Source organism: Corallococcus sp. AB038B, from assembly GCF_003668955.1.
In the GTDB taxonomy this organism is placed as follows: Bacteria; Myxococcota; Myxococcia; order Myxococcales; family Myxococcaceae; genus Corallococcus; species Corallococcus exiguus.
Genome location: NZ_RAWO01000001.1, coordinates 1,300,957 through 1,323,404, shown reverse-complemented (window position 1 = coordinate 1,323,404; position 22,448 = coordinate 1,300,957). Strand labels below are relative to the sequence as shown.

The window sequence follows — 22,448 nt, the reverse complement described above, 5'->3', positions numbered from 1 at the left end:
CGCGGCGGAGGCCGATTTATCGGGCCCGCGCGCGTTCGGACACCAGCGGCGCCAGCGCGCGCCGGAACGCAAACTGGCGCTTTCTTGGATCCTCCACATACGGCACGGGCCCCAGGACATCCACGCCATGGCGGGCCTCCAGGTAGCGCCGGTTGTCCCGCTCCGCCAGGTCACGTCCGGGCACCCCGCGCGACAGCACCACCGCCCGCACGGACACCTTGCGCGCCGCCAGCGCCTCCAACGACAGCGCGACATGGTTGAGCGTGCCCAGTCCCGCGCGCGCCACCAACACCACGGGCAGGCGGAAGGCCTGGATGAGGTCCACCACGTCGCGCTTCGAATCCACCGGGACGAACAGTCCCCCTGCCCCCTCCACCACCACCGACCCGCCCTTCAGCTGCTTCCACGCCGCGAGCGTCACGCGGAAGTCCGGATCCGTTCCCAGTCGCGACGCCGCGATGCCCGGGGCCAGCGGCGCCTTGAAGCGGTGCGGGCAGATGGCATCCACCGGCAGCGTGCTGCCCGCGGCCTCGCGCATGGCGAGCGCGTCCGACGGGGCCTTGAGGGACGCGCAGCCGCTTTCGTAGGGCTTGAAGCCCTGGGGCTGGAGGCCCGCGTCCTTCAGGAGCGACAGCAGCGCGCACGACACCTGCGTCTTGCCCACGCCGGTGTCCGTGCCGGTGACGAAGAACTGGAGTGCCTCAGGGGCCACGGGAGACTCCCACCCGGCGAAGGGCCTCCAGCGCCAGGTCGATGTGGCCCGTCGTATGGGCCGCGGAGAGACAGAAGCGAAGCCGACTGGTGCCGTCCGGCACGGTGGGAGGGCGGATGGCCTTCACCAGGAGGCCCGCCTCGCGAAGGCGCTTCGCCGCGTCCAGCGCGCGCGAGGGCTCGCCCAGGATGACCGGGAAGATGGCGCTCCGGGGTTCCGCGGGCAGCCCGAGCGCGCGCAGTCCGTCGGTGAACCGGTGGATGTGCCCCCACAGCCGTTCGCGAGGAGTGGGGTCGTGCTCCACCAGGTCCACCGCGCACTCGGCGGCGGCGCACAGGGCGGCAGGCAGCGCGGTGGAATAGACGAACGGCCGCGCGCGGCTCACCAGCAGGTCCGCCACAGCTCGCGAGGTGGCCACGTACGCGCCCAGTCCACCCAGCGCCTTGCTCAGCGTGCCCATGCGCAGGTCCACCCGGTCCTCCACGCCCAGCGCCTCGCACAGGCCCGCGCCGCGAGCGCCCAGGACGCCGGTGGCGTGTGCCTCGTCCACCATCAGCGCGGCGCCGTGGGCCTCGCACGCGACCACCAACTCGCGCAGCGGAGCCACGTCCCCATCCATGGAGAACACGCTGTCGGTGACCACCAGCTTGCGCCGCGCGGGCGTCTCCGCCAGCGCGCGGGTGAGCGCGGCCACGTCCGAGTGCGGGTAGACGACGACGCGCGCGCGAGACAGCCGGCAGCCGTCCACCAGCGAGGCGTGATTGAGGACGTCGGAGAACACCGCGTCGCCGGGGCCCACCAGCGCGGGCAGGATGCCGGTGTTGGCCGCGTAGCCGGAGTTGAAGAGGCGCACGGCCTCCGCGCGCTCGAAGCGTGCGAGCCTCGCCTCCAGCCGCTGATGCGGCACCATGTCTCCCACCACCAGGCGGCTGGCGCCGGTGCCCACGCCGTAGCGCTCCAGCGCGGACGCAGCGGCGGCGCGCACGGCGGGCGACGCCGCGAGCCCCAGATAGTCATTGGAGGAGAAGTTGACGAGCCGCTCGTCCCCCACGCGCACCTCCGCGCCCTGGGGTGAATCGAGCGGCTCCAGCACGCGGCGAAGGCCCTTCGCGGACAGGGCCTCCAGGTCCTCGCGCGCCCATCGGTCCGCGACCTGCGTCGTGGGCCTCACCGGTCCTGCCGGGGCTCCAGGGGGCGGATGCCCGCCTTCTCCAGGAGCGCCATGTCCTGGGTGTACTCGGGGTTGCCGGTGGTGAGCAGCTTCTCCCCGAAGAAGAGCGAGTTGGCGCCCGCCATCATGCAGAGCAGCTGCGCCTCCTCGTTCATCTGCATGCGGCCCGCGGACAGTCGCACCATGGACTGGGGCATGAGCAGGCGCGCGGTGGCGATGGTGCGCACCATGTCCACCGTCTCCACGCGGTGCTGCTCCGCCAGCGGCGTGCCCTCCACGGGTACGAGCGCGTTGATGGGCACCGACTCCGGATGCACCTCCTGGTTGGACAGGGTGCGCAGCAGGTTGCAGCGGTCTTCCACGGACTCGCCCATGCCGATGATGCCGCCGCAGCACACGGAGATGCCCGCGTCGCGCACCCGGTTCAGCGTCTTCAGCCGGTCGTCATAGGTACGGGTGGAGATGATGTCGCCGTAGTGCTCCGGGGACGTGTCCAGGTTGTGGTTGTACGCGGACAGGCCGGCCTCGCGCAGGCGCTTCGCCTGGCTGTCGGAGAGCATGCCCAGCGTGGCGCACGCCTCCATGCCCAGGGCCCGCACGCCCTTCACCATCTCCAGCACGCTGTCGAACTGCGGGCCGTCCTTCACCTCACGCCACGCCGCGCCCATGCAGAAGCGGGTGGCTCCGGCGGCGCGGGCCTGCGACGCGGCGGACAGCACGTCCGGCACCGCCATCAGCTTCTCCGCCTTCACACCCGTCTTGTAGCGCGCCGCCTGCGGGCAGTACGCGCAGTCCTCCGGACACCCGCCCGTCTTGATGGAGAGCAGCGAGCAGAGCTGCACCTTGTTCTCCACGAACACCTGCCGATGCACCGTCTGCGCCTTGTGCACCAGATCCAGGAGCGGCAACTGGTACAGCGCCTTCACCTCCGCGAGCGACCAGTCATGCCGCACCGTCACCCCTTCCGGGACGGGAGCGGCGTGGTGGGCGTGGCCGTGGAAGGACTCGGCGGTGTCGGACATGCGGGCTCCTGGGGAGGCGTCAGGAGGCCGACGGTGCGTGGCCCGGAGGCCGTTGTCAACGCTCTTGGCCCAGGGGGTTGACGAGTCCCCTTTCCCCTCTGGGAAGCCCGCAAAACAGAAGGGACGCCCGTGCGTGACACGGACGTCCCTGGCTGTCTCCCGCCTCATCGGTCGAGGAGCTTGGCGAACTAGACGTGGACGCGACGGCCGCGGCCGGCGAGCCCCACGAGGAACAGCACCACCAGTGCGCCCAGGACGGAGAACAGCAGGCCCGTGGGGTGGAGGTCGAACACGCGACCGTCACTGGAGAACAGCGAACCGACGAAGCCGCCCACGAACGAACCGGCGATGCCCAGCAGCGTGGTGGCGATGAGCCCCATCGACTGGTTGCCCGGCATGATGGCACGAGCGATCAGACCCGCGACCAGACCAATCACCAGAAACGCGATAATCCCCATGACAACCTCCCTGTGTGTGGGGGGCTCGCTCAGCGCGACGCCCGTGGACCAGAAAGTGGGTTGCCCCCCCCTGTGGGGCAACCCGCTACCTGATCCACGACATCACGCTTGCCTGCTCTCCTGGCATGGCGCGCGCATGGGGCGGGGAAACGTCAGGGGTCTGGGGTAGACACTCCAACCCATGGCGAAGGCGAAGACGCACTACACCTGTCAGGCCTGCGGCTACCAGACGGCGAAGTGGCTCGGGAAGTGCCCGGACTGCGGGGCCTGGAGCTCGCTCCTGGAGGAGACCGAAGCGAAGGTGGACGACAAGCGCCCGGCATGGGGCGCGTCCGGGGGCGCCTCCAAGCCGGTGAAGCTGCAGGACGTGACGGCGGAGACGGAGGTGCGCCGCAGGACGGGCATCACGGAGTTCGACCGGGTCCTGGGCGGCGGCGTGGTGGGCGGTTCACTGGTGCTGTTGGGCGGCGACCCGGGCATCGGCAAGTCCACGCTGCTGCTGGCGGCGCTGGACAAGCTGTCTCGGCACGGGCCGGTGCTCTACGTGTCGGGTGAAGAGAGCCTGCGGCAGACGAAGATGCGCGCGGAGCGCCTGAAGGTGGAGGGTGAAGCCATCCACCTGTTCGCGGAGACGGACGCGGACCGGGTGCTCCAGGCGGCGGAGGCGCTGAAGCCGCAGGCGCTGGTGGTGGACTCCATCCAGACCATGTACCTCCCGGAGCTGGGCAACGCGCCGGGCAGCATCACCCAGGTGCGCGAGGTGGCGGGCCGGCTGATGGCGTTCGCCAAGCGCAGCGGGGTGCCCACGTTCCTGGTGGGGCACGTGACGAAGGAAGGTTCCATCGCGGGTCCCCGGGTGCTGGAGCACATGGTGGACACGGTCCTCTACTTCGAGGGCGAGCGCGGCCACCCGTTCCGGCTCCTGCGCGCGCACAAGAACCGCTTCGGCAGCACCAACGAGATTGGCGTCTTCGAGATGAAGGGCGCGGGGCTGGTGGAGGTGGCGGACCCGTCCGCGCTGTTCCTCTCCGAGCGTCCCCAGGGCAAGTCCGGCAGCGTGGTGACGAGCACACTCAACGGCACGCGGCCGCTGTTGGTGGAGGTGCAAGCGCTGGTGGCGCCCACGGGCTACGGCACGGCGAGGCGTACGGCCATTGGCGTGGACGGCAACCGCGTGGCGCTGCTGGCGGCGGTGTTGGAGAAGAAGGAGGAGATTCCGCTGGTGGGCTGCGACCTGTTCGTCAACGTGGCGGGCGGCATGCAGTTGAGCGAACCGGCGTGCGACCTGGCGGTGTGCGCGGCGCTGGTGAGCAGCCTGCAGAACCGGCCGTTGGACGCGAAGACGCTGGTGCTGGGAGAGGTGGGGCTCGCGGGCGAGGTGCGCGCGGTGGGCCAGGTGGAGCCGAGGCTCGCGGAGGCCGCGAAGATGGGCTTCCAGCGGGTGGTGCTGCCGGCGGGCAGCGCGCGGCGCGTGGAGAAGACGAAGCTCCAGGTGGTGGGCGTGGAGACCTTGAGCGAAGCGCTGGCGGCGATGTTCGACTGACGTCTGGGGCGTCAGTGTTTGTGCAGCATCCAGGACACGTCCGGCACGCGCGTGGGCTTCGTGAGGGTCGGCAGGTCGAAGAAGGACTCGCGGCCCAGGGTGGCGATGAGCTGGCCTTCCGCGGCGTCGCCTTCCGGGGTCATGGCGTGGGTGGGGAGCTCATAGGGCTGGACGAGGACAAGTCCGCCGTCGAGTGACTGGCGCTGGGACGCGGGGATGGCGTCCAGGCGCGGGCCGAAGAGGTCCACGAAGGGGGCGCCGAAGACGTTGCGCCAGTAGAGGCCGGAGAGGCCTTCGCTGTAGTCGCGCACGTTGAAGACGCGCTCGGAGCCGATGCCGTACTCGGTCGGCACCAGGCGGTAGTTCTTGCGCTCGAAGTCGTCATCGAGCCCGGACTGCGCGAGAGGGGAGCCCAGCAGCTGCATGATTTCGACGATCTGCCGCAGCTGGGCCTCGCGCCAACCCACCTTCCGGGCATCCACGACAGAGGTCATCCAGGCGAATGACCCGGCGAACGGATACTTCCCAAAGCGCTCAGGGGCGAAATGAATGAAGTCCCGATCCGTCTTGGCCCCGATGAAGAGGTATTTGAACTCGTCGTAGAAGGCCGCAGGGGCATCCGGATTGAAGGGGCCAGGCTCCAACAGTTCATCCATGCCGACGCTTCCGTAGCGTACGGGGTGAAACCAGAGGCCCTGCGAAAAGAACCGACTGACGAGTTCGCGGATGATGTTCGCCGGGGGAACGCCGGGAGGCAGCGCGAAGAACGTGTTCAGGTATCGAATGGCCACGAGACGTTCCTATGGGAAGGAGATGATTCTCGCGCCACCTTTCTCTCCGAGGGCATCCAATTCCCTCTTCAGAGACCCCGTAAGCCGTGTCGCGCCTTCGGGATGTTTGGCGGAACGGATCCAGAGTTCGATGGAACCACCGTATTGCTTCACATAGTCGATCATGGCCTTGAGGTTCCCGGTGAGCGCCAACTCCGCACACCCCTTCACCTCCACAAGATCGTAGGGGCTGCCCCAGAACAGGTCGCCTTTGTGTCCCGTGACGGAATCGGGGACGAAGCCCTGGGCCTTGCTGCCGGGTGGCGGCAACAAGAGGTCCGTGTTCTTCGGCAGCTTCCGGCTCTGGAGCACGGACTGTTCGAACGCACTGCCCGCGCCCTTGTTCTTGATGACCGTCTGGTAGAGCCGCTCCCACTCCGGATCCACGGCGTAGTTGAAACGCGGGTACTTGCCCGGGTGACGGAACTGGTAGTCCACCCACGCCTGAGCCAGGTGCTCCGCGCTGCCCGGCACCAATCGCGCGCCCTCCGCTGTCGCACGTGAGCCCACCAGCGCCACGCGCTTGCCCCGGGCCAATACGCGCCCCGCTTCCGCGAGCGGCGCCTCCAACCTCTTCGCCAAAGCCCGCAGCTTCTCCACATCCTCCACGGACACGGACTCACCGCGTCCCGCCGCGCGCAGCACCTGGCGAAGCTCCTGGGCCTCCAGCGGCGACAGGTGCTGCACCACCCGCTGCAACACCTGCACCTCGCGCAGGCTCCGGCCCGTGAGCAACGCGACGCGCTCCGCCCCCTGCACGCCTTCCGACAGCAAGCGCCCTGACACCACCGGCAGCGCCACGCCCACCGCGCACAGCAGCCGCTCGCCGTCGGTCAACGGGTGTCCCAACAGGCTCAGCCCCAGCACCACGCCGCTCACGTCCCCCGTCTCGCCGGTGACGGGCAACAGCCCCAGGGCGATCTCCAGCACCACCTCTTCCGGAGGGATGGGCGGAGGCTCAGGGGCTGGGTCCCAGACCGGAGGCGCGAAGCGGCCCGCCTCCACCGCCGATGCGAGGAGGCTGTCGCGCGCCAGCAGGTAGAGCGCCACCTCACTGGGGCTCTTGCGCGGGAAGTCCGGGTCCTCCGTGTGCGTGTAGGCCCAGTCCAGCACCGCCTCCAGCAACGCCTGCTGCGTCTCCTCGTAGAGCGCGCTCTCGGTGAGCAGTCCGTCACTCCCGAGCCGGCGGAAGTGCGCGTCCGCCAGGACCTGACGGCGCGCATCCGCCCAGCGGTGGAACTCCTCCAGCTTCGCCTCCGCCCGCGCGGACCGCTTGCCGTCCTCAAGGAGCGCCTGCGCGTGCTTCGCCTTCAGCCGCAGGTACACCTCCAGCGGCTCGTCCTTCGCGAGCTCCTCCTCCGTCCGCGCGGACGCCCAGAGCATCAGGTCGTTGAGCGCGGCCTGGCCCACCTGACGATCCGTCTCCATCACCGCGGGCTGCTTCAACGCGGCTCGCTTCTGGTGGATGAACGCGAGATAGCGGCCCAATTCCTCTCCACCCACGGTGCCGTTCGAGCCCGCGCCACCCCAGGCGGAGTCGCGCGTGAACGAAGCCGGGGATGCACTGTGATAGCGCCCGTAACCGTGCATCCCCACCGGCAGGGACCGGGAGCCCGGCGTCCCGCAGGCCGTGAGCGACAGGACCAGCACCAGCCCCGCGCTGAATCGTCCCAGCCATCCTGTCAGCATGACGCGCCCCCTCAATCACTCATCACATCTACCAGCCGTGTCTGACGTGTTTCGTGAGCCGCTTCCTGACGCGCATGGGGCCGCGCACGCCCCTCCAGTCACGGAGCACGGACAACGAGTTCCAGCGGCAGGTTCCACGGCATGTGCCCCACCTCCTCGCGCGGCTCGCGGAACGAGGACTGGCCACGGACGGGGGCATGCCGTTTGATGCGGGGGTGTCAGGAGCACCGCCCGGATGACGCATCGCCCCCATTCCTCCCGTCTGCGGGACGCGCTGGGCTCCCTGTCCGCGCGGCTGCTGCTGGCGTTCCTCCTGCCCACCCTGCTCTTCCTGTCGCTCGCGGGCGCCTCCATGTACGCGCTGGCCCGCGCGAGCCTGGAGGACGAGCTGGGCGCGAGCCTTTCCGCGCTCGCCGCCGCCACCGCCAGCCAGGTCAGCGGAGAGCGCATGCTCACCATCGAGCCCGGCGACGACGTGTCCGGCACCCGCACGTGGCGCAACCTGGTGCGCCTGCTGGACGGCGTGCGCACCGCGAGCGGCGTGCGCCGGGTCTACGCCGTGGACGCGCGGGGCCGCGTGCGAGCGGACGCGGGCGGCAGCCTGCCCGTAGGCACGGAGCTCCCGGACCTCGCGCGCGACCGGCTGGAGCTGACGCGCGTCCTCGCCGGCAAGCGCGCCGCCAGCCAGGTGCTCTTCACCGGCTCCGATGGGCTGCTCTACAAGACAGGCTACGCCCCCGTGGTCCAGGACGGCCAGGTGGTGGGCGCCATCGGCGTGGAGGGCAGCGCGGCCTTCTTCGGACCGCTGCGGCGGCTGTGGCGCACCTTCGTCATGGCCAGCGCCGTGGCGCTCGTCGCGCTGGCCATCATCGCCGTCATCACCGCCCGGGGGCTGGCCCGTCCGCTGCGGCGACTGATGGACTCCGCGCTGAGAATCGGCCGGGGAGACCTGACCACGCCCGTGCCGCCGGAGCCCACCCGCGAAATCGGCGTGCTCGCGCGCGAGCTGGAGGTCATGCGCGGCGCACTGGAGAGCCGGGACCGACAGCTCAAGCTCATGCTCGCGGGCGTGGCCCACGAGGTGCGCAACCCGCTGGGCGGCATCGCGCTCTTCTCCGGCCTGCTGCAGGAGGACCTGCGCGCGGGCGCCCACGCGGACGCGAACAGCCACGTGGACCGCATCCAGCGCGAGGTCGCCTACCTCCAGCGCATCGTCGAGGACTTCCTCGCCTTCGCCCGCGAACAACCGCTGGCGCGCGCGCCCATGGAAGCGCCCGACCTGGTCTCCAACGCGTGCGAGCTGCTCTCCGCGGAGGCGCACAACAAGGGCGTGGCCCTGGACATGGCCGCCTCGCCCGCGCACCTGGAGGCGGATGGCAGCCTGCTGACCGCCGCGCTCGTGAACCTGGTGAAGAACGCCGTGCAGGCCGCGCCCGCCGGAAGCCACGTGCGGATCCGCGGCGCGCTGCGCGACGGGCGCTATGCCATCGACGTCCAGGACTCGGGCCCAGGCGTGCCCGAAGCCGAGCGCGAGCGCATCTTCGAGCCCTTCTTCACCACCCGCGAGCAGGGCACAGGCCTGGGCCTGCCGCTCGCACGGAAGATCGTCCGCGCCCACGGCGGTGAGCTCTCCCTGCGCTCCACGCCCGGCGAGACCGTCTTCACGCTCACGCTGCCTTGCCCTGCCCCCGGAGCCGTGGCGGCACCGGAGTACTGACGGACTCCGCCTCCTGGACGTCGAACTGCAGCGCCATCTGCCCCACCTCTCCAGAGACGACCTGCAGCGTCCGCGTGGCCTCCTGCGTGGAGGACAGCCGGTGCAGGGTGCCGTCCATCAACTGCGACAGGTCCGCGATGGCGGTGGTGATTTGCGAGAAGGCGGCGTTCTGCTGCGTCACCGCGTTGGCGATCTTCCGCGCCGCCTCTGAACTCTCCTGCGAGCTGTGCGACAGCGCGCGCAGGGACTCGCCGGAGGCGCGCATCTGGTCCAACCCGGCGGCCACCTGACGGCCACCCTGCTCGCTCATGGACGCCGCGTCGCGGATGCCCTGGCTGATTTCCGCGAGGATGTTGCGGATGCGCCGGGTGGCCTGGACGGACTGGTCCGACAACCCGCGGATCTCCTTCGCCACCACCGCGAAGCCCCGCCCCGCCTCGCCCGAGCGCGCCGCCTCGATGGCCGCGTTGACGGCGAGCAGGTGGGACTGGTCCGCCAGGTCCTTCACCGCGCCGGTGATTTCTCCAATCTGCACCGTGCTCTCTTCCAGACGCGACAGCCGCTGCTGGATGCCGGACACCGCGCTCCGGATGGCCGACAGTCCCTCCAGGCTCAGGACCACCGCGGCCTCGCCCTGCTGCCCCATGGTCTCCGCGCGGCGGGCCACGCGCAGGACCTCCTCCGCGGAGTCGGCGGCGATGCGCGACGCCCGCCGCAGTTCTTCCGAAGTCACCTGCGCCTCGTGCAGCGCCGCTGCCTGCCGGGTGAGGCCCTGCTGCTGCTCTTCGCTCGACACGCGCAGCTCCGTTCCCGCCTGGCCCAGCCGCTGCGCGGAGGTCTGGAGCAGCCGGGGAAACCTCCGCAGCCGGGACAGCGCCCCGTTCATCCCCGACGCCAGGTCGCCCATTTCATCCGTGGACACCCAGCGCGGTGAGCGGATCCGCCCGGACGCCAGTCCGGAGATGGCCCCGTGCACCGCGCCCGCGCTCGTCGCCTGCCGCCTCGCCAGCATCCACGTGGTGAAGGCCGGCAGCACGAACACCAGCGCGCCCACCCAGGGCAGCGCGAAGCCCAGGTCCGCGAACAGCGAGCTGCCCACGTCATCCAGCCGCGCCGCGGCCTGCGTCGCCCCATCCGCCAGCAGCGCCTCCTTCAACTGGGCGCGCACCCCCAGCAGCTTCACCCCCACCACACACGAGCTCAGCACCACCGTGGCGAAGATGGTGGACAGGAACGTGAGCGGTAGGAACCACGACTGCCGCGGCCAGAAGAGGCCCGAGCCCGCGGGCGCCGTCTCCGGATGCGCGTCCTGTTCGCGCAGCGCCCACGGCAGCACCAGCCGCTCCAGCCCCAGCGCGATGGGGAACGCCACCACCACGCCGAAGCAGAACGCGATGAGCGTGCCCAGCCCCAGCCGGAACCAGTCCTTGCCGAACCACAGACACACCGGGAGGCTGAAGAAGAAGCCGCCCAACGTCCACGCCGCGCAGGTGGTGAAGACCATGGAGCGCCAGGGCAGCTCCAGGACGCGCCGCAGCCGGTCCCCCGGTCCGTCCCCAGGGCGACGCCGCAAGGCCCGGCTCGCCAGCCACCGCAGCGTCACATAGGGGTGCAGCAGCCCGAACACGAGCACGATGAACGGCAGGACCGTGGCGGTGACGAGCAGCCCCTCCTGGCTCGACAGCCCCATCGCCATCGCGATGAGGTAGGCGCAGACGATGGAGGGCGGCAGGACCCACCGCAGGAACAACCACATCCCACGCCAGGCCAGCTCCCGGATGTCTTCTGTTTCATTCATGTGCGTACGCCCCCCCCGTCCGGTCCAGCGGAAGGCCGGACCGGCGTGCATCGCGACTGTGTCGTCACCACCGATGAAACGGCTGCTTCAACCCGCGCGGGGGCTCACGCCTCGCAGCAGGACTCGAACACGCGAGCCAGCAACATCAGGGACCGGTGCGCCGCGACCTCCACGCGCACCGGCTCTCCCGCCGTCACGTCCGTGGACAGCTTGATGATCTCCAGCGCCTCGTCCGGGTGCGCGTCGTCGTAGCGGGCATGTGCCCGGAGCCAGCGCAGCGCGTTCGCGTCCACGCGCACGCCGTCCCGGGCATACGCGGTGAAGGGCTCCACCACGGCGCGCGTCCAGACGCCTGTCACACCCTCGATGGCCCAGTTGGACGCGGCGATGCCCTCCGCCAGCGTCCCACCGAGGCAGGTGGCCAGCAGGTGCTGGTGGAGCGCCCGGACGTCCGGCGTCAGCGGCGTCTCGAAGGCCCTGGGGGCGTCCACGCCCGACGCCTGCATCCAATCAATCCACCACTCGGCGTGACGGGCCTCCACGCCCAGGTTCTGCAAGAGCCAGCGGCGGATGCTCGCGTCGCCCGGGCGTACGCCGTAGGTCGTCTTCGCCAGGGACAGCCCCATGTACTTGGGGAAGTTCTCGACGATGGGGAAGCAGCGCTCCAGGAACCGCTGCCAGGCGCGCAGGGGCGGATGCCGTCCCTCCGCCGTCTCCCGGAACAGCGTGGGCGCGCAGGCCGCGTCCCACGCGGGCTTGAGCGCCCCCAGCATCGTCTCCATCCAGGGAGGGTGCGGCGTGCGCTTCAAGGCGGCGGGCTGATAACGCCGGAAGACCTCCTCCTGTCTCATTGACGAAACAGGAAATCCCTCCACGGCGGCGCCCTGGGACACTGCGACCGGAGACGACATGAGACGTGCTCCTGCTCCCGGGTGGACGACAAGCCGTCATGGCCGCCCCCCTCCACCCTGAGCAGCGTCAGGGTGACGGGATGTCTGTGTTTCATCCAGTGCCCCCTGAAAAATGAAGCGAGCCTCAAGCCTTTATTTGTCTCAAATCTCGCGGTTTACATTCCCCGCATTCAGGATTTCAGCCCTTGGACGTTCATCCAATAGACACTCCCAGTTTTTGGTCAATCAAGACCCGGAGTGAACGAGTGTGCGGGCCTTGAGCAGCATGCGGCGCAGCGGCGCTTCATCCGCGCGCGTCAGCGCTTCGTCCCAGCCCAGCCACTGGATGCCGAACGACTCCGCCGGATCATGCGCAAGCGCCTCCGGGTCTTCCGCCACCACCAGGTAGCGGACATCCAGGTGGCAGTGCTCCGGCTCGTCCTTGCGCGCGGGGATGACGTGCACGTCCACGTCCAGCGGGCGCGGCGCGGTGGGATGCAGGTGCACCTGGCAGCCGGTCTCCTCGCGGGCTTCGCGCAGCGCGGTGGCCTCCATGTCGCCTCCGTCCGTGGCCTCCGCGTGGCCCCCCGGCTGCAACCAGCGCTTGAGCTTCGCGTGGTGCAGCATCGCCACCCGTTCGCCCGCCGCGTCCACCACCACCACGCTGCCGGTGAAGTGCGCCTCCGCCTGCGAGCGGGAGAAGGGCTCCTTCAGCGACGTGGCGAAGTGGCGCATGCGCGAAAGGTCCTCGCGCTCCTTGTCGTCCGTGGGGACGTGGCGCGCGAGCAGTTCAATGAGGGCAGCGGAGACGGGAGCCATGCGCCGGATAGACACCCACCCGGCCCGTGACGCCAGCCCTTTCACGGCAGGCCCCACCTCCACCCCGGCGGGTCCGGTGTAGGGTGGCCTGGCGTGTGCATTCCGCCGCCGTCCCACCGGTGGCACCCCACCCTTCCCTTCCGAGCAGGCGCATGGCCCGCATCCTCGTCATCGACGACCACGACACCCTCCGCGAGGGCATGACTGTCACCCTCACCCGCTCCGGCCACACCGTGTCCGCGGTGAGGAGCGGGGCGGACGGGCTCGCCGCGTACAAGAAGGGCCCCTTCGACCTGGTCGTCACGGACCTGAAGATGGACGGCATGGACGGCATCGCCGTGACGCGCGCGCTCAAGCAGGCGGACCCTGGCGCCGTCGTCATGGTGGTGACGGCGTTCGGCACCATCGAGACCGCCGTGCAAGCAATGCAGGAGGGCGCCTACGACTTCATTACCAAGCCCTTCCCCCCGGACGTGCTGCGCGCCAAGGTGGACAAGGGCCTGGAGCTGTCCGCCACGCGCCGCCAGGTGGAGCGACTCACCGCCCGCACGGACGCGCACGACGCCGACGCCGCCCTCACCCACCGCGACCTGGTGGGCGACAGCGAGCCCATGCAGAAGCTGCTCACCCAGGTGCGCAAGGTGGCCGCGAGCGACGCCACCGTGCTGGTGCGCGGCGAGAGCGGCACCGGCAAGGAGCTGGTCGCGCGGATGATCCACCAGCGCTCGCCTCGCAAGGACGGCGCCTTCGTCGTGGTGCACTGCGCGGCCCTGGCGGAGACGCTGCTGGAGAGCGAGCTGTTCGGCCACGAGCGCGGCTCCTTCACCGGCGCGGTGAAGCGCAAGCTGGGCCGCTTCGAGCTGGCCGATGGAGGCACCCTCTTCCTGGACGAGATTGGAGAGATTCCCGCCTCCGTGCAGACCAAGCTCCTGCGCGTGCTCCAGGAGAAGGAGCTGCAGCGCGTGGGCGGAGAAGAGACGCTCAAGGTGGACGTGCGCGTGGTGAGCGCCACGCACCGCGACCTCCAGGCGGAGGTGAAGGCGGGCCGCTTCCGCGAGGACCTCTACTACCGGCTGCACATCGTCCCGCTCACCCTGCCGCCCCTGCGCGAGCGCCCCGAGGACCTGCCCGCGCTCGCCCGTCACTTCGTGGCCAAGCACGCGCCCAGGGTCAACCGGCGAGTCACCGGCATCGACGACGCGACGCTGCACGCGCTCACCCGCCACGCGTGGCCCGGCAACGTGCGCGAGCTGGAGAACGTGATGGAGCAGGCGCTCGTCTTCGCCGAGGGCGAAACGCTCACCCCGCAGGATCTGCCCTCGCACCTGGCTGGCCAGACGCCGCGCATGGACGCGGGGCTGCCCGTGCCCCAGGGGGACCGCCCCCTGCCGGACATCCTGGAAGACCTGGAGCGCCAGCTCATCGCCCGCGCCTACGAGAAGGCGGGCGGCGTGAAGACGGAGACCGCCCGTCTGCTGGGCATCAAGACCTCCGCGCTCTACTACAAGCTGGAGAAGTACGGTTTCCTGCCGCGCGGCGAACGCCCAGAGGAGGCCTCGTAGGCAAAGGAGCGGTGCCCGTGCCTGGGGGGCCTCGGAAATCCGTCACCCGCGCCCCGGCCCCGTGACTTTCCACCGTCCGGCCCACCCACCCCGTCCCACCCTGCCTGTGCAGGTGCCCGGAACCAGGGCGCTTTCCGTCGGGCCTGGGAACGGGGTAGGAGGAAGGGACTGGCATCCGCCTTGCTGACGGTGTTCCCCCGATGATGTTGCGTGCCCTCCCCCTCCTCCTGTGCCTGTTCGTGGCCGCTCCCGCCGGGGCGGCGTCCGGCCTGGAGCAGGCGCGCGCGAAGGCCCAGTCAGCGCGAACGGAGGCACGCACCCTGCGCACCCGGCAGCAGGGGCTGCGCGACGAGCTCAACGGCGTGGCCGCGCGCATCGAAGCGCTCAAGGCCCAGCGCCAGGGGAAGCTCACGGCGGGCGGAGAGCTGGAGTCCGCGCTGCGCCGTTCGCAGGAGCTGAGCGGAGAGCTGACGGGGCTGGCGCAGTCGGTGTCCGGCGCGGACGGCGAGGTGGAGCGCGCGCACCTGGCGCTGCACGGCGCGCTGTCCCAGGAGCTGACGCGGCTGCGCGCATCGTGGGACGCGACGACGGACCGGACGGAGCGGGCGCGGCTGGTGGAGCAGATGCGCTCCGTGCGCGGCGAACGCGAGGCCGTGCGCGCGGCGTTGCCCGCCTCTCAGGTGCCGGCGCTGGATGGTTCGGCGCGCGGAGATGATCCAGAGGACCTGCTCGCCCAGGCGGACGCGCTGCGCGACTCCCAGGACAAGGTGCGCCAGCGGCTCCAGGCCCTGAAGGCACGCATCACCGAGGTGCGCGAGGAGCGCGACCTGGACCGCCGCATGAACGACTTCCTGGGCGAGGAGTCCATGTTCGATGACCAGGACCGCCGCTTGCGCCTGCGCTCGATGGGCAACCAGGGCCTGCAGGTGGCCCCCACCCAGCGAGGCGGCCGGCTGCCGGAGGTGATCCCGGGCGACGCGATGGTGGAGACGCCGGACTACGCGAGCGACCCGACCAAGGGTCCGGGGGTTGGGGGCAATCCCACCGCGGGCGGTCCGTCCCTGTCCGCCACCGCCAGCGACCGGCGGCCCCAGGTGGACCCGGTGCGCGCCCAGGCGCTGGCCGCGGGTGGCCTGGAGGACCTGTCCTCGCTGGAGCAGGAGGCCGCGCGGCTGGAGTCCCTGGCCAGCGAGCTGGACGGGCGTGCGGGCGCGCTGGAGCGCCGCGCGAAGACGCTGGCCCCCTGAAGCAGCGACGGGTGGCCGCTACAGCAGGCCGCCCTCCACCTCCAGCACCACCGTGGCCTGCACGCGCACCTCGCGCTCCGGCAGGCGTCCCGTGCCGCGCAGGATGATGGACATGCTGGGCGCGGCCACATAGGGCCGCAGGTCCACGCTGCCGTCCGTGTTCAACCCCACCGTAGGGTTGGGCGCGTTCAAGCCCAGGCCCGCGATGCCGTCCCGGGCCGCGAAGCGCGACTCGGAGTTGCCCGCGCGGGCCACGGCCTCCATCGAGTCCAGGAAGCCGAAGTCCTGGTCGTTGGGGCTCAGGACCTTGAGCCTCATCGACGTCACCTGCACGCGCGTCACCTCGTCCTTGGTGACGTCGCGGTTCTTGAAGTCCTGGTTCTCGTTGAAGTCCAGCGCGGAGAAGCTGCTGATGGAGGGAAAGGCATTGAGGAGCGTGGAGGTGCCAGCGGGGTTCGCGGGCACCGTCGCCTCGCCCTGGACCTCCGTGGTGAAGGACGCCGGGGAACAGGCGACGAGCCCCAGACCGGCCACCGCCGCGAGGAAGGACGCGTAAGACATGGCCGCAATGTACCGGGCGGCCGGGTGCGCCGTCACCGACCGCGGGCACACCCCGGGTGTCCCGGGGACGACGCGGCCGCACGGGGCACTTGCGAGCGTGGGGATGCCAGCGGGCCGGAGTATGGTGCGCGCGTCTTGGACCGTCGCCTCCTCCCGCTCCTCCTGGCCCTCAGCCTCCCCTGGGGCGGAGGTGCGCGCGCGGCCGAGTGGCAGGGCTCGCTCCGGGGCACCGGCCGGCTGCTCGTGGACAGCAACGCCCCGCGCGACTTCTCCGACGGCGCGACGCCCGGCCCCGGCGCGGACCTGGCCATGAGCGTGCTGGGCGTGGCGGAGGGACGGGGTACCGGCGAGCGGGCCCAGGTGGTGGGCCGGTACGAGCTGGGTGCGCGCAAGTACCTGGACTACGACAACGAGGACACCCTGGTGCAGGCGGGCGCGCTGGAGGGCTCGCTCGCCCTGGGCACCGAGTGGGGCGTGGGCGCGGAAGGCCACGCCAAGGACCGGCGGGGCGGCAGCCGCGCGTACTCTGACCTGGGCACCAGCCTCTTCGCTGAGTACGCCCCGGACGTGCGCCTGGCCCTGCGCGTGCGCCTGGGTACCCGCCGCTTCGTGTACCGCCCGGACCACACGGCCGACTTCGGCGGCCCGGAGGTGGGCGTCCTGGGCCGCTACCGGTTGAACCCACGCCACACCCTGAGTGTGTTTGGCGAATGGGGTTCGCGCCGCTACGGCCCCTTCGCCCGGCCCTTCCCGGGCATCAACTCGGCCCCCGTGCGGCGGCAGGACGGCGCGCTGGTGGCGGGGGCGGGCTACACGTACCGGGGGCCGGTGAAGCTGTCGCTCAGCTATGCCTTCCAGGAGGTCAGCTCCAACAGCTTCGGTGAGACGGCCTTGCGCCACCGGCTCGTCGGCAGCGCCGGGGTGCGGCTGCCGTGGCGGACGACACTGCTGGCGCAGGGGACGCTGGGCCTGGCGCGCTACCCGGACGGCATCTTCCTGTCGCCGGAGATCATCCTGGTGGAGGAGGACGAGGGGCAGAACTCGCTGTCCCTCAAGCTGGCCCGGCCCGTCTCCGCCCGCGTGGACGTGGAGGTGTCCTGGGGCCTCTGGAGCACGCGCCTGCCGCGCAATGATTTGCGATACACGCGCCAGGTGTTCGGCGTGGGCTTCACCTGGCGGGACCAGGACTAGGAGCCCAGGCGCTGGAGCACCGTCAGTCCAGGTCGGCGATGCGCTCGTCGATTTCCTCGGCCAGGCTGGGGTGCTGCTGGGCGAGCGCGTGGTCCCGGGCGGTGGTGAGCACCTGCTTCGCCTTGTCCGTCTGGCCGGCCCCCGCGTAGGCATCCCCCAGGGAGACGAGGGCGGCGGCGTACTTCGGGTCCAGGCGGACCGCGGACTCCAGGCTCTGGATGGCGCTGTCGTATTCCTTGCGTTCCAGGTGGAGCTTCCCCAGGGAGAACCAGGCCATGGGGGCATCGGGGAACTGGGCCACCATCTTCTTGAACTGCTCCAGGCGGGCGTCGCTCATGGACGGAACCCATTAGAGGAGCGCTGGAAGCTTGCCAAGGGTGCGATAGGGTATCCGCCACATGGCCACGAAGAAGAAGACCCCTGCATCCAAGAAGGCGAAGGCGAAGAGCGCGACCCGGGCTCCGGCCCGCAAGAAGACGGCCGCCAAGAAGGCGAAGCCGGGCCTGCGTCCGCCGCCGCGCAAGAAGACCGCCGCCGCGCGCAGGAAGGCGCCGAAGCCCGCCCCTCCGCCGCCGTTGCCCAAGCCCGCGGAGAACGCGAAGGCGCGCGAGCTGGCGCGCCGCATCGGCGACCTGCTGCTGGACAAGAAGGCCACGGACGTCGTCATCCTCGACATGCGCGGGATGACGTCCTACGCGGACTACATCGTCATCGCCTCCGGCGAGAGCGACCGTCAGGTGAGCGCCATGGCGGAGAACGTCCAGGTGCAGCTCAAGCAGGAGCAGCAGCCCCTGCGTCCCATCAGCACGGAAGGCCTGGAGACGGGCCAGTGGGTGCTGCTGGACTACGACGACGTCGTGGCCCACCTGTTCAACGGCGAGGTGCGCGCCTTCTACGACCTGGACGGGCTGTGGGCGGACGCGCCCCGGGTGAAGCTGTCCTAGTCCCGTGAAGGTCCGCCTCCTCTCCATCGGCAAGGACCGCTCCGGGCTGTTCGAGCCCGCCGTGCAGGAGTACGCGCGGCGGCTCGAGCACTACACGCGCTTCGAGCTCTTGGAGCTGACGGAAGCGTCGGGCCGCAAGCTCAAGCCCGGTGAGGCGAAGTCCGCGGAGGCCGCCGCCATCCTCGGCAAGCGCAAGCCGCAGGACTGGATCGTGGCGCTGGACGAGCGCGGCACCCTGCTGGATTCGGTGGAGTTCAGTCGCTACGTCGCCAAGGCGCAGACGGGCTCGAAGGACCTGCTCTTCGTCATCGGCGGGGACGAGGGCCTGGACGACTCGGTGCGCGGCGCGGCGCATCAGGTGATGTCGCTGTCGCGGATGACGCTGCCCCACCGGCTGGCGCGGGTGGTGCTCATCGAGCAGCTCTACCGTGCGTTCACCATCCTGAAGGGCGAGCCCTACCATAAGTAGGCGGCCGGGCGGCCCGCCCCAAGGTGCTGGGAGCCCGGCGTCAGGGCGCGTGAAGGGGCTGCGTCGGAGCGGCCATCATGAACACGCCCTCTTCTGAAACCTCCACGGCCGCCACCGTGCGCATCATCGCCTCGCCCCAGTCATGGGTGGAGGGCGAGGCCGTCCGCCAGTTGGAGGCCGTGTCGCGCCTGCCCGGGATGAAACTCGCGGTGGGCTTGCCGGACCTGCATCCCGGCAAGGGCGCTCCGGTGGGCGCGGCCTTCGAGTCCGAGGGCTTCCTCTATCCCTATCTCGTGGGCAGCGACATCGGCTGTGGCATGGGGTTGTGGGACGTGGACCTGCTGACGCGCAAGGCGAAGGCGGAGCGGTGGGCGGCGAAGTTGGACCTGGAAGGGCCGTGGGTGGGGGACACGAAGGCGGTGCTCGAGGAGCACGGCGCGCGCGGCATGGGCTTCGAGTCGGCGCTGGGTACGGTGGGCGGCGGCAACCACTTCGCGGAGGTGCAGCGGGTGGAGGAGGTGCACGACACGCGCGTCTTCGAGGCGCTGGGCCTGCGGGAGGAGCGGTTGCTGTTGCTCGTGCATTCGGGGTCGCGCGGGCTGGGGGAGTCCATCCTGCGCAAGCATGTCGACCGGCATGCGGCGGGCGGACTGGCGGCGGATTCGGACGAGGCGCGCGAATACCTCCAGCGGCATGACGGCGCGGTGCTGTGGGCGAAGGCGAACCGGGCACTGGTGGCGCAGCGGACGTTGGATGGGATTGGGGCGACGGGGCGGCGGGTGATGGACGTGTGCCACAACAGCGTGACCGCGCGGCATGCGGACGGACGCGTGGGGTGGTTGCACCGCAAGGGCGCGGCGCCGTGGGACGAGGGTCCGGTGGTGATTCCCGGCAGCCGCGGTGCCCTGAGCTATCTGGTGTTGCCGGTGGGCACGGGCGAGCAGAGCGCGTACAGCCTGGCGCACGGCGCGGGACGCAAGTGGACGCGCACGGCGGCGCGGGAGCGGCTGAAGGAGCGCTTCACGGCGGAGTCGCTGACGCGCACGTCCTTCAAGAGCCACGTGGTGTGCGAGGACCGGGACCTGCTCTTCGAGGAGGCGCCGCCGGCATACAAAGCCATCGACCGCGTGGTGACGGACCTGGTGGAGGCGGGGCTGGTGAGGGTGGTGGCGACGCTGGCGCCGGTGCTCACGTACAAGACGCGAGGCCGCACGGCGGAGTGAGCGGCACGGGGCTCGCACGAGGGGCACGGGATGCGCTGCCCCTGTGAGTGCCGGTGATGTGGAAGGCCCTGTTGGATCTGGTTTATCCGCCCATGTGTCTGGCCTGCGCGAAGGTGCTGCCGGGCGTGGGCGCGGTGTTCTGCGAGTCATGTGACACGGCGCTGGAGCGGCTGCCGCCGGTGTGTTGCCGGACGTGCGCGGAGCCCGGCGCGTTCCCGGGGACCACCTGTCTCCGGTGCCGGACGGTGCCGCCACCGTTCAGCCGGGCCTGGGCGCCCTTCGCGCATGAGGGGCCGGTGGCTCGGGCCATCCACCGGTTCAAGTACGAGGACCACCCGGACCTCGCGGCGCCATTGGGGGTGCTGCTCGCGGACGAGGCGCGGCGGTTCTTGAGGACCGCGCCCGGGTGCGTGGTGGCGTTGCCGCTGCACGTGCGGCGCTTCCGGAAGCGGCAGTACGACCAGGCGCATCTGCTCGCGAGCGAGCTGGCGAAGGCCACGGGGCGGACTGCGCCGGGGGATTGGCTGAAGCGCACGCGAGAGACGCGCAGGCAGGTGGGGTTGAGTGAAGCGGAGCGCGCGGGCAACGTGGCCGGAGCGTTCGTGGCGTCGCGGGCGGTGAAGGGGCAGGAGGTGTTGCTCCTGGACGACGTGTTCACCACCGGGTCCACAGCGCGAGCCGCCGCGATCGCTCTGCGGGAAGCGGGGGCCACGCGCGTGGAGGTGCTGACATTGGCGAGGGCGTTCACCCTCGCCTGATGACTGTGATTCAGCCCTGGGACTTCTTGAGCCGGGCGAGCTCGGCCTCGAGTTCCTTGGACCGGCGTTCGGCCTCATTCGCGCGCCGGGATTCTTCCTCCGCGCGCCGGGCCTCCTCGTCCGCGCGCCGAGCCTCCTCGTCCGCGCGCCGGGATTCTTCCTGGGCACGGCGTTGCAGGCTCATCGTCTGGTCTTCCAGGCGTTCGATGAACTCCTCGGAGACCAGCAACGGCGCGTTGCCCGCCCAGAAACGCACGTCCTCGCCCTCGACCTGGAGTTCGAGCCCCAGCACCTCCGAGACGAAGCGTCCGTTCCGGGACTCCATGCGCGTGTAGACGCGCGCATCCGGCGTCGCCAGTCGGTAGCCCTCCAGCGTGAGCCGTCCCCCATCGAAGATGAAGTACTCAGGGATTCCCAGGCGGGCATACCGCCGCACGTTGAACTCGGCGTCCTTCTTCCTGTCGCCCCCGACGTGGATCTCCATCACCCAGTCGAGCCCGTGCCCCTCGTGGCTGACCAGCCATTTCTTCCGGCGATGATTCTCGACGTCCAGCACGACCAACAGGTCTGGCGCGAAGCGCCGTTCCCCTGGGTAATACACAGGCAATTCCGCGACCACGTAGGCCTTGCGCCCACGGCGCTTGAAGTAGCCCCGGAGCGCCTCGCGCGCGAGCGTCTTGGGCTCCTGATGGCTGTCCCCCTCGGGCATCGCCATCTCTTCGTACGTCACCTCGCCCGGCAGTGTTGCCACCACCCGGTCCCGCTCCTCCTGCCCCATCCGATCCCACTCTTCCTGAGAAGGTGCCCGGGGGAAGGCATCTCCAACCTTGTCGGTATGACGTCCCATGACCCTCAGCCTGCGTCGGGCAGACCCTCGGGTCAATCGCCCCCGCGCGGGCCTTGAGCAAGCAACGCGCCAAGGAATTCTCGGACCGCCGTCTATGCTGCGCGGTGAATGACATCCACACCGGCCCCCATTCCTGGCAACGAGCCGAACGCGCAGCCACGGTGTGGCCCGCATTCCAGGGTCGCGACGGAGGAGTGCTCGCGCTGCGGCGGCTTCATGTGCCGGGCGTGCATTGCGCCGGACAGTGAGCCCAAGCACTGCCGGACGTGCCGGAAGCACCTGCTGGCGACGGGCGCCATCGTCCCCAGCAGCCACTCCACCCTGGGCGAATACCTGGCCCAGTTCAGCTGGTTGATTGCCTTCCTCACTGCAGCGGGCATCTACCTGGCGCGCAGGACGGACAGCGCCGGACTGTGGCTGATCATCTTCCGGGTCGGCTTCACGCTGGGCCTGGCCTGTGGCGTCGTGGCGCTCATCCGGGAAAAGGGCCGACTCAGCCCCGGGGTCGTCGTGCCCGCCGTCATCGGCATCGTGCTCAACACCCCTCCGTTCCTCTGGGGAATGCTGATAGCCGTGGCCGGCGTGTAGTGAATCAGCGCGTCTTCGCCGTCTCCAGCGCGAGCGCCTCACCGCGCAACTGAGCGTCCAGCCAGAACGTCCCGCCCGGCACGATCGACGCCATGACGGCCACGGCGATCCGCTTCACGCCCCAGCGGTATTCGATGACCGCCATCATCAGCGTGTAGAGATACGCCATGAACAGCACGCCGTGCGCCATGCCCACCACGCGCACGCCCAGGGGCATGTTCAGCGCGTACTTCAACGGCATGGCGATGAGCAGCAGCACCAGGAAGGACAGGCCTTCCCAGAAGGCGACAGCGCGGAAACGGCCCAGGGCGGTCTTCAGCATGACGTCCTCTCTCCTCCGCCCCTCTCGCACCGTCAAGGCGCGCGGCCCGCGCAGTATCGCCTCCGGTCGTCAGCGCGGTGAGCCCCG

23 protein-coding genes are annotated in these 22,448 nt (G+C 70.4%); 10 read left to right on the top strand and 13 right to left on the bottom strand.

From position 1 onward, the window contains the following. Positions 1-16: 16 nt before the first annotated feature. From bioD to D7Y04_RS05490, 4 genes are all read right to left on the bottom strand, one after another. Entirely contained in the window at positions 17-712 is a 696-nt protein-coding gene (bioD, locus tag D7Y04_RS05505) for a dethiobiotin synthase (protein WP_121758536.1), read from the bottom strand. Next, positions 702-1,883, bottom strand: a complete 1,182-nt coding sequence (gene bioF / locus D7Y04_RS05500; RefSeq protein WP_121758535.1) for an 8-amino-7-oxononanoate synthase — start codon at positions 1,881-1,883, stop codon at positions 702-704. The genes bioD and bioF overlap by 11 nt, the downstream gene beginning before the upstream one ends. Then, complete coding sequence (gene bioB / locus D7Y04_RS05495) at positions 1,880-2,905, bottom strand: biotin synthase BioB (protein ID WP_120578971.1); 1,026 nt, start codon at positions 2,903-2,905, stop codon at positions 1,880-1,882. The genes bioF and bioB overlap by 4 nt, the downstream gene beginning before the upstream one ends. Before the next feature lie 188 nt (positions 2,906-3,093). Beyond that, positions 3,094-3,363 (bottom strand): GlsB/YeaQ/YmgE family stress response membrane protein, encoded by a 270-nt coding sequence (locus tag D7Y04_RS05490; RefSeq protein WP_120597359.1) that lies wholly within the window; start codon positions 3,361-3,363, stop codon positions 3,094-3,096. Positions 3,364-3,544: 181 nt separating this feature from the next. Here D7Y04_RS05490 and radA point away from each other — a divergent pair, with 181 nt between their 5' ends. Then, complete coding sequence (radA, locus tag D7Y04_RS05485; protein WP_120597360.1) at positions 3,545-4,906, top strand: DNA repair protein RadA; 1,362 nt, start codon at positions 3,545-3,547, stop codon at positions 4,904-4,906. Positions 4,907-4,917: 11 nt separating this feature from the next. Here radA and D7Y04_RS05480 read toward each other — a convergent pair whose 3' ends face one another. Together D7Y04_RS05480 and D7Y04_RS05475 are read right to left on the bottom strand one after the other, a co-directional pair. Beyond that, entirely contained in the window at positions 4,918-5,697 is a 780-nt protein-coding gene (locus tag D7Y04_RS05480) for a hypothetical protein (RefSeq protein ID WP_121758534.1), read from the bottom strand. A 9-nt stretch (positions 5,698-5,706) separates the two neighbouring features. Beyond that, positions 5,707-7,425, bottom strand: a complete 1,719-nt coding sequence (locus tag D7Y04_RS05475) for a hypothetical protein (RefSeq protein ID WP_121758533.1) — start codon at positions 7,423-7,425, stop codon at positions 5,707-5,709. A 235-nt stretch (positions 7,426-7,660) separates the two neighbouring features. On the opposite strand from D7Y04_RS05475, the gene D7Y04_RS05470 reads away from it, so the two are divergent. Beyond that, positions 7,661-9,142: a HAMP domain-containing sensor histidine kinase gene (locus D7Y04_RS05470; protein ID WP_121758532.1), complete on the top strand. Its 1,482-nt coding sequence runs from the start codon at positions 7,661-7,663 to the stop codon at positions 9,140-9,142. On the opposite strand, the gene D7Y04_RS05465 is transcribed toward D7Y04_RS05470, so the two are convergent. The 3 genes from D7Y04_RS05465 to D7Y04_RS05455 form a co-directional block, all read right to left on the bottom strand. Continuing rightward, positions 9,093-10,940, bottom strand: coding sequence for a methyl-accepting chemotaxis protein (locus D7Y04_RS05465; RefSeq protein ID WP_121758531.1), 1,848 nt, complete (start codon positions 10,938-10,940; stop codon positions 9,093-9,095). The two genes, D7Y04_RS05470 and D7Y04_RS05465, sit on opposite strands and share 50 nt — an antisense overlap. A 104-nt stretch (positions 10,941-11,044) precedes the next feature. After that, complete coding sequence (locus D7Y04_RS05460; RefSeq protein WP_120597365.1) at positions 11,045-11,851, bottom strand: TenA family transcriptional regulator; 807 nt, start codon at positions 11,849-11,851, stop codon at positions 11,045-11,047. Between the two features lie 225 nt (positions 11,852-12,076). Beyond that, entirely contained in the window at positions 12,077-12,649 is a 573-nt protein-coding gene (locus D7Y04_RS05455) for an NUDIX hydrolase (RefSeq protein WP_121758530.1), read from the bottom strand. Positions 12,650-12,801: 152 nt separating this feature from the next. On the opposite strand from D7Y04_RS05455, the gene D7Y04_RS05450 reads away from it, so the two are divergent. Continuing rightward, positions 12,802-14,211 carry a sigma-54 dependent transcriptional regulator gene (locus D7Y04_RS05450; protein WP_120597367.1) on the top strand — a complete coding sequence of 470 codons (1,410 nt, stop codon included), beginning with the start codon at positions 12,802-12,804 and terminating at the stop codon, positions 14,209-14,211. 200 nt (positions 14,212-14,411) lie between these two features. Then, a complete protein-coding gene (locus D7Y04_RS05445; protein ID WP_121758529.1) occupies positions 14,412-15,458 on the top strand; it encodes a TetR family transcriptional regulator in 1,047 nt (348 codons plus the stop codon). Positions 15,459-15,476: 18 nt separating this feature from the next. Here the strand turns inward: D7Y04_RS05445 and D7Y04_RS05440 are convergent, their stop codons facing one another. Then, entirely contained in the window at positions 15,477-16,019 is a 543-nt protein-coding gene (locus D7Y04_RS05440) for a hypothetical protein (RefSeq protein WP_171809940.1), read from the bottom strand. Between the two features lie 135 nt (positions 16,020-16,154). On the opposite strand from D7Y04_RS05440, the gene D7Y04_RS05435 reads away from it, so the two are divergent. Continuing rightward, positions 16,155-17,210: a hypothetical protein gene (locus D7Y04_RS05435; RefSeq protein ID WP_121758528.1), complete on the top strand. Its 1,056-nt coding sequence runs from the start codon at positions 16,155-16,157 to the stop codon at positions 17,208-17,210. A gap of 22 nt (positions 17,211-17,232) precedes the next feature. On the opposite strand, the gene D7Y04_RS05430 is transcribed toward D7Y04_RS05435, so the two are convergent. Further along, complete coding sequence (locus tag D7Y04_RS05430) at positions 17,233-17,547, bottom strand: tetratricopeptide repeat protein (RefSeq protein ID WP_120581195.1); 315 nt, start codon at positions 17,545-17,547, stop codon at positions 17,233-17,235. A gap of 61 nt (positions 17,548-17,608) precedes the next feature. On the opposite strand from D7Y04_RS05430, the gene rsfS reads away from it, so the two are divergent. From rsfS to D7Y04_RS45060, 4 genes are all read left to right on the top strand, one after another. Next, positions 17,609-18,154: a ribosome silencing factor gene (gene rsfS, locus D7Y04_RS05425; protein WP_171809943.1), complete on the top strand. Its 546-nt coding sequence runs from the start codon at positions 17,609-17,611 to the stop codon at positions 18,152-18,154. A gap of 4 nt (positions 18,155-18,158) precedes the next feature. After that, complete coding sequence (locus tag D7Y04_RS05420) at positions 18,159-18,623, top strand: 23S rRNA (pseudouridine(1915)-N(3))-methyltransferase RlmH (protein ID WP_121758527.1); 465 nt, start codon at positions 18,159-18,161, stop codon at positions 18,621-18,623. 77 nt (positions 18,624-18,700) lie between these two features. Further along, on the top strand, positions 18,701-19,846 hold the full coding sequence (locus D7Y04_RS05415; RefSeq protein ID WP_121758526.1) for an RNA ligase RtcB family protein: 1,146 nt from the start codon (positions 18,701-18,703) through the stop codon (positions 19,844-19,846). Between the two features lie 56 nt (positions 19,847-19,902). Further along, positions 19,903-20,604, top strand: coding sequence for a ComF family protein (locus D7Y04_RS45060; RefSeq protein ID WP_171813930.1), 702 nt, complete (start codon positions 19,903-19,905; stop codon positions 20,602-20,604). Positions 20,605-20,614: 10 nt separating this feature from the next. Here D7Y04_RS45060 and D7Y04_RS05400 read toward each other — a convergent pair whose 3' ends face one another. Next, complete coding sequence (locus D7Y04_RS05400) at positions 20,615-21,451, bottom strand: Uma2 family endonuclease (protein ID WP_120599674.1); 837 nt, start codon at positions 21,449-21,451, stop codon at positions 20,615-20,617. 216 nt (positions 21,452-21,667) lie between these two features. Between D7Y04_RS05400 and D7Y04_RS05395 the strand changes: the two genes are divergently transcribed. Then, positions 21,668-22,039 (top strand): hypothetical protein, encoded by a 372-nt coding sequence (locus tag D7Y04_RS05395; protein WP_121758525.1) that lies wholly within the window; start codon positions 21,668-21,670, stop codon positions 22,037-22,039. A gap of 4 nt (positions 22,040-22,043) precedes the next feature. On the opposite strand, the gene D7Y04_RS05390 is transcribed toward D7Y04_RS05395, so the two are convergent. Then, positions 22,044-22,361 (bottom strand): DUF3817 domain-containing protein, encoded by a 318-nt coding sequence (locus D7Y04_RS05390; RefSeq protein ID WP_120599676.1) that lies wholly within the window; start codon positions 22,359-22,361, stop codon positions 22,044-22,046. Between the last annotated feature and the right edge of the window lie 87 nt (positions 22,362-22,448).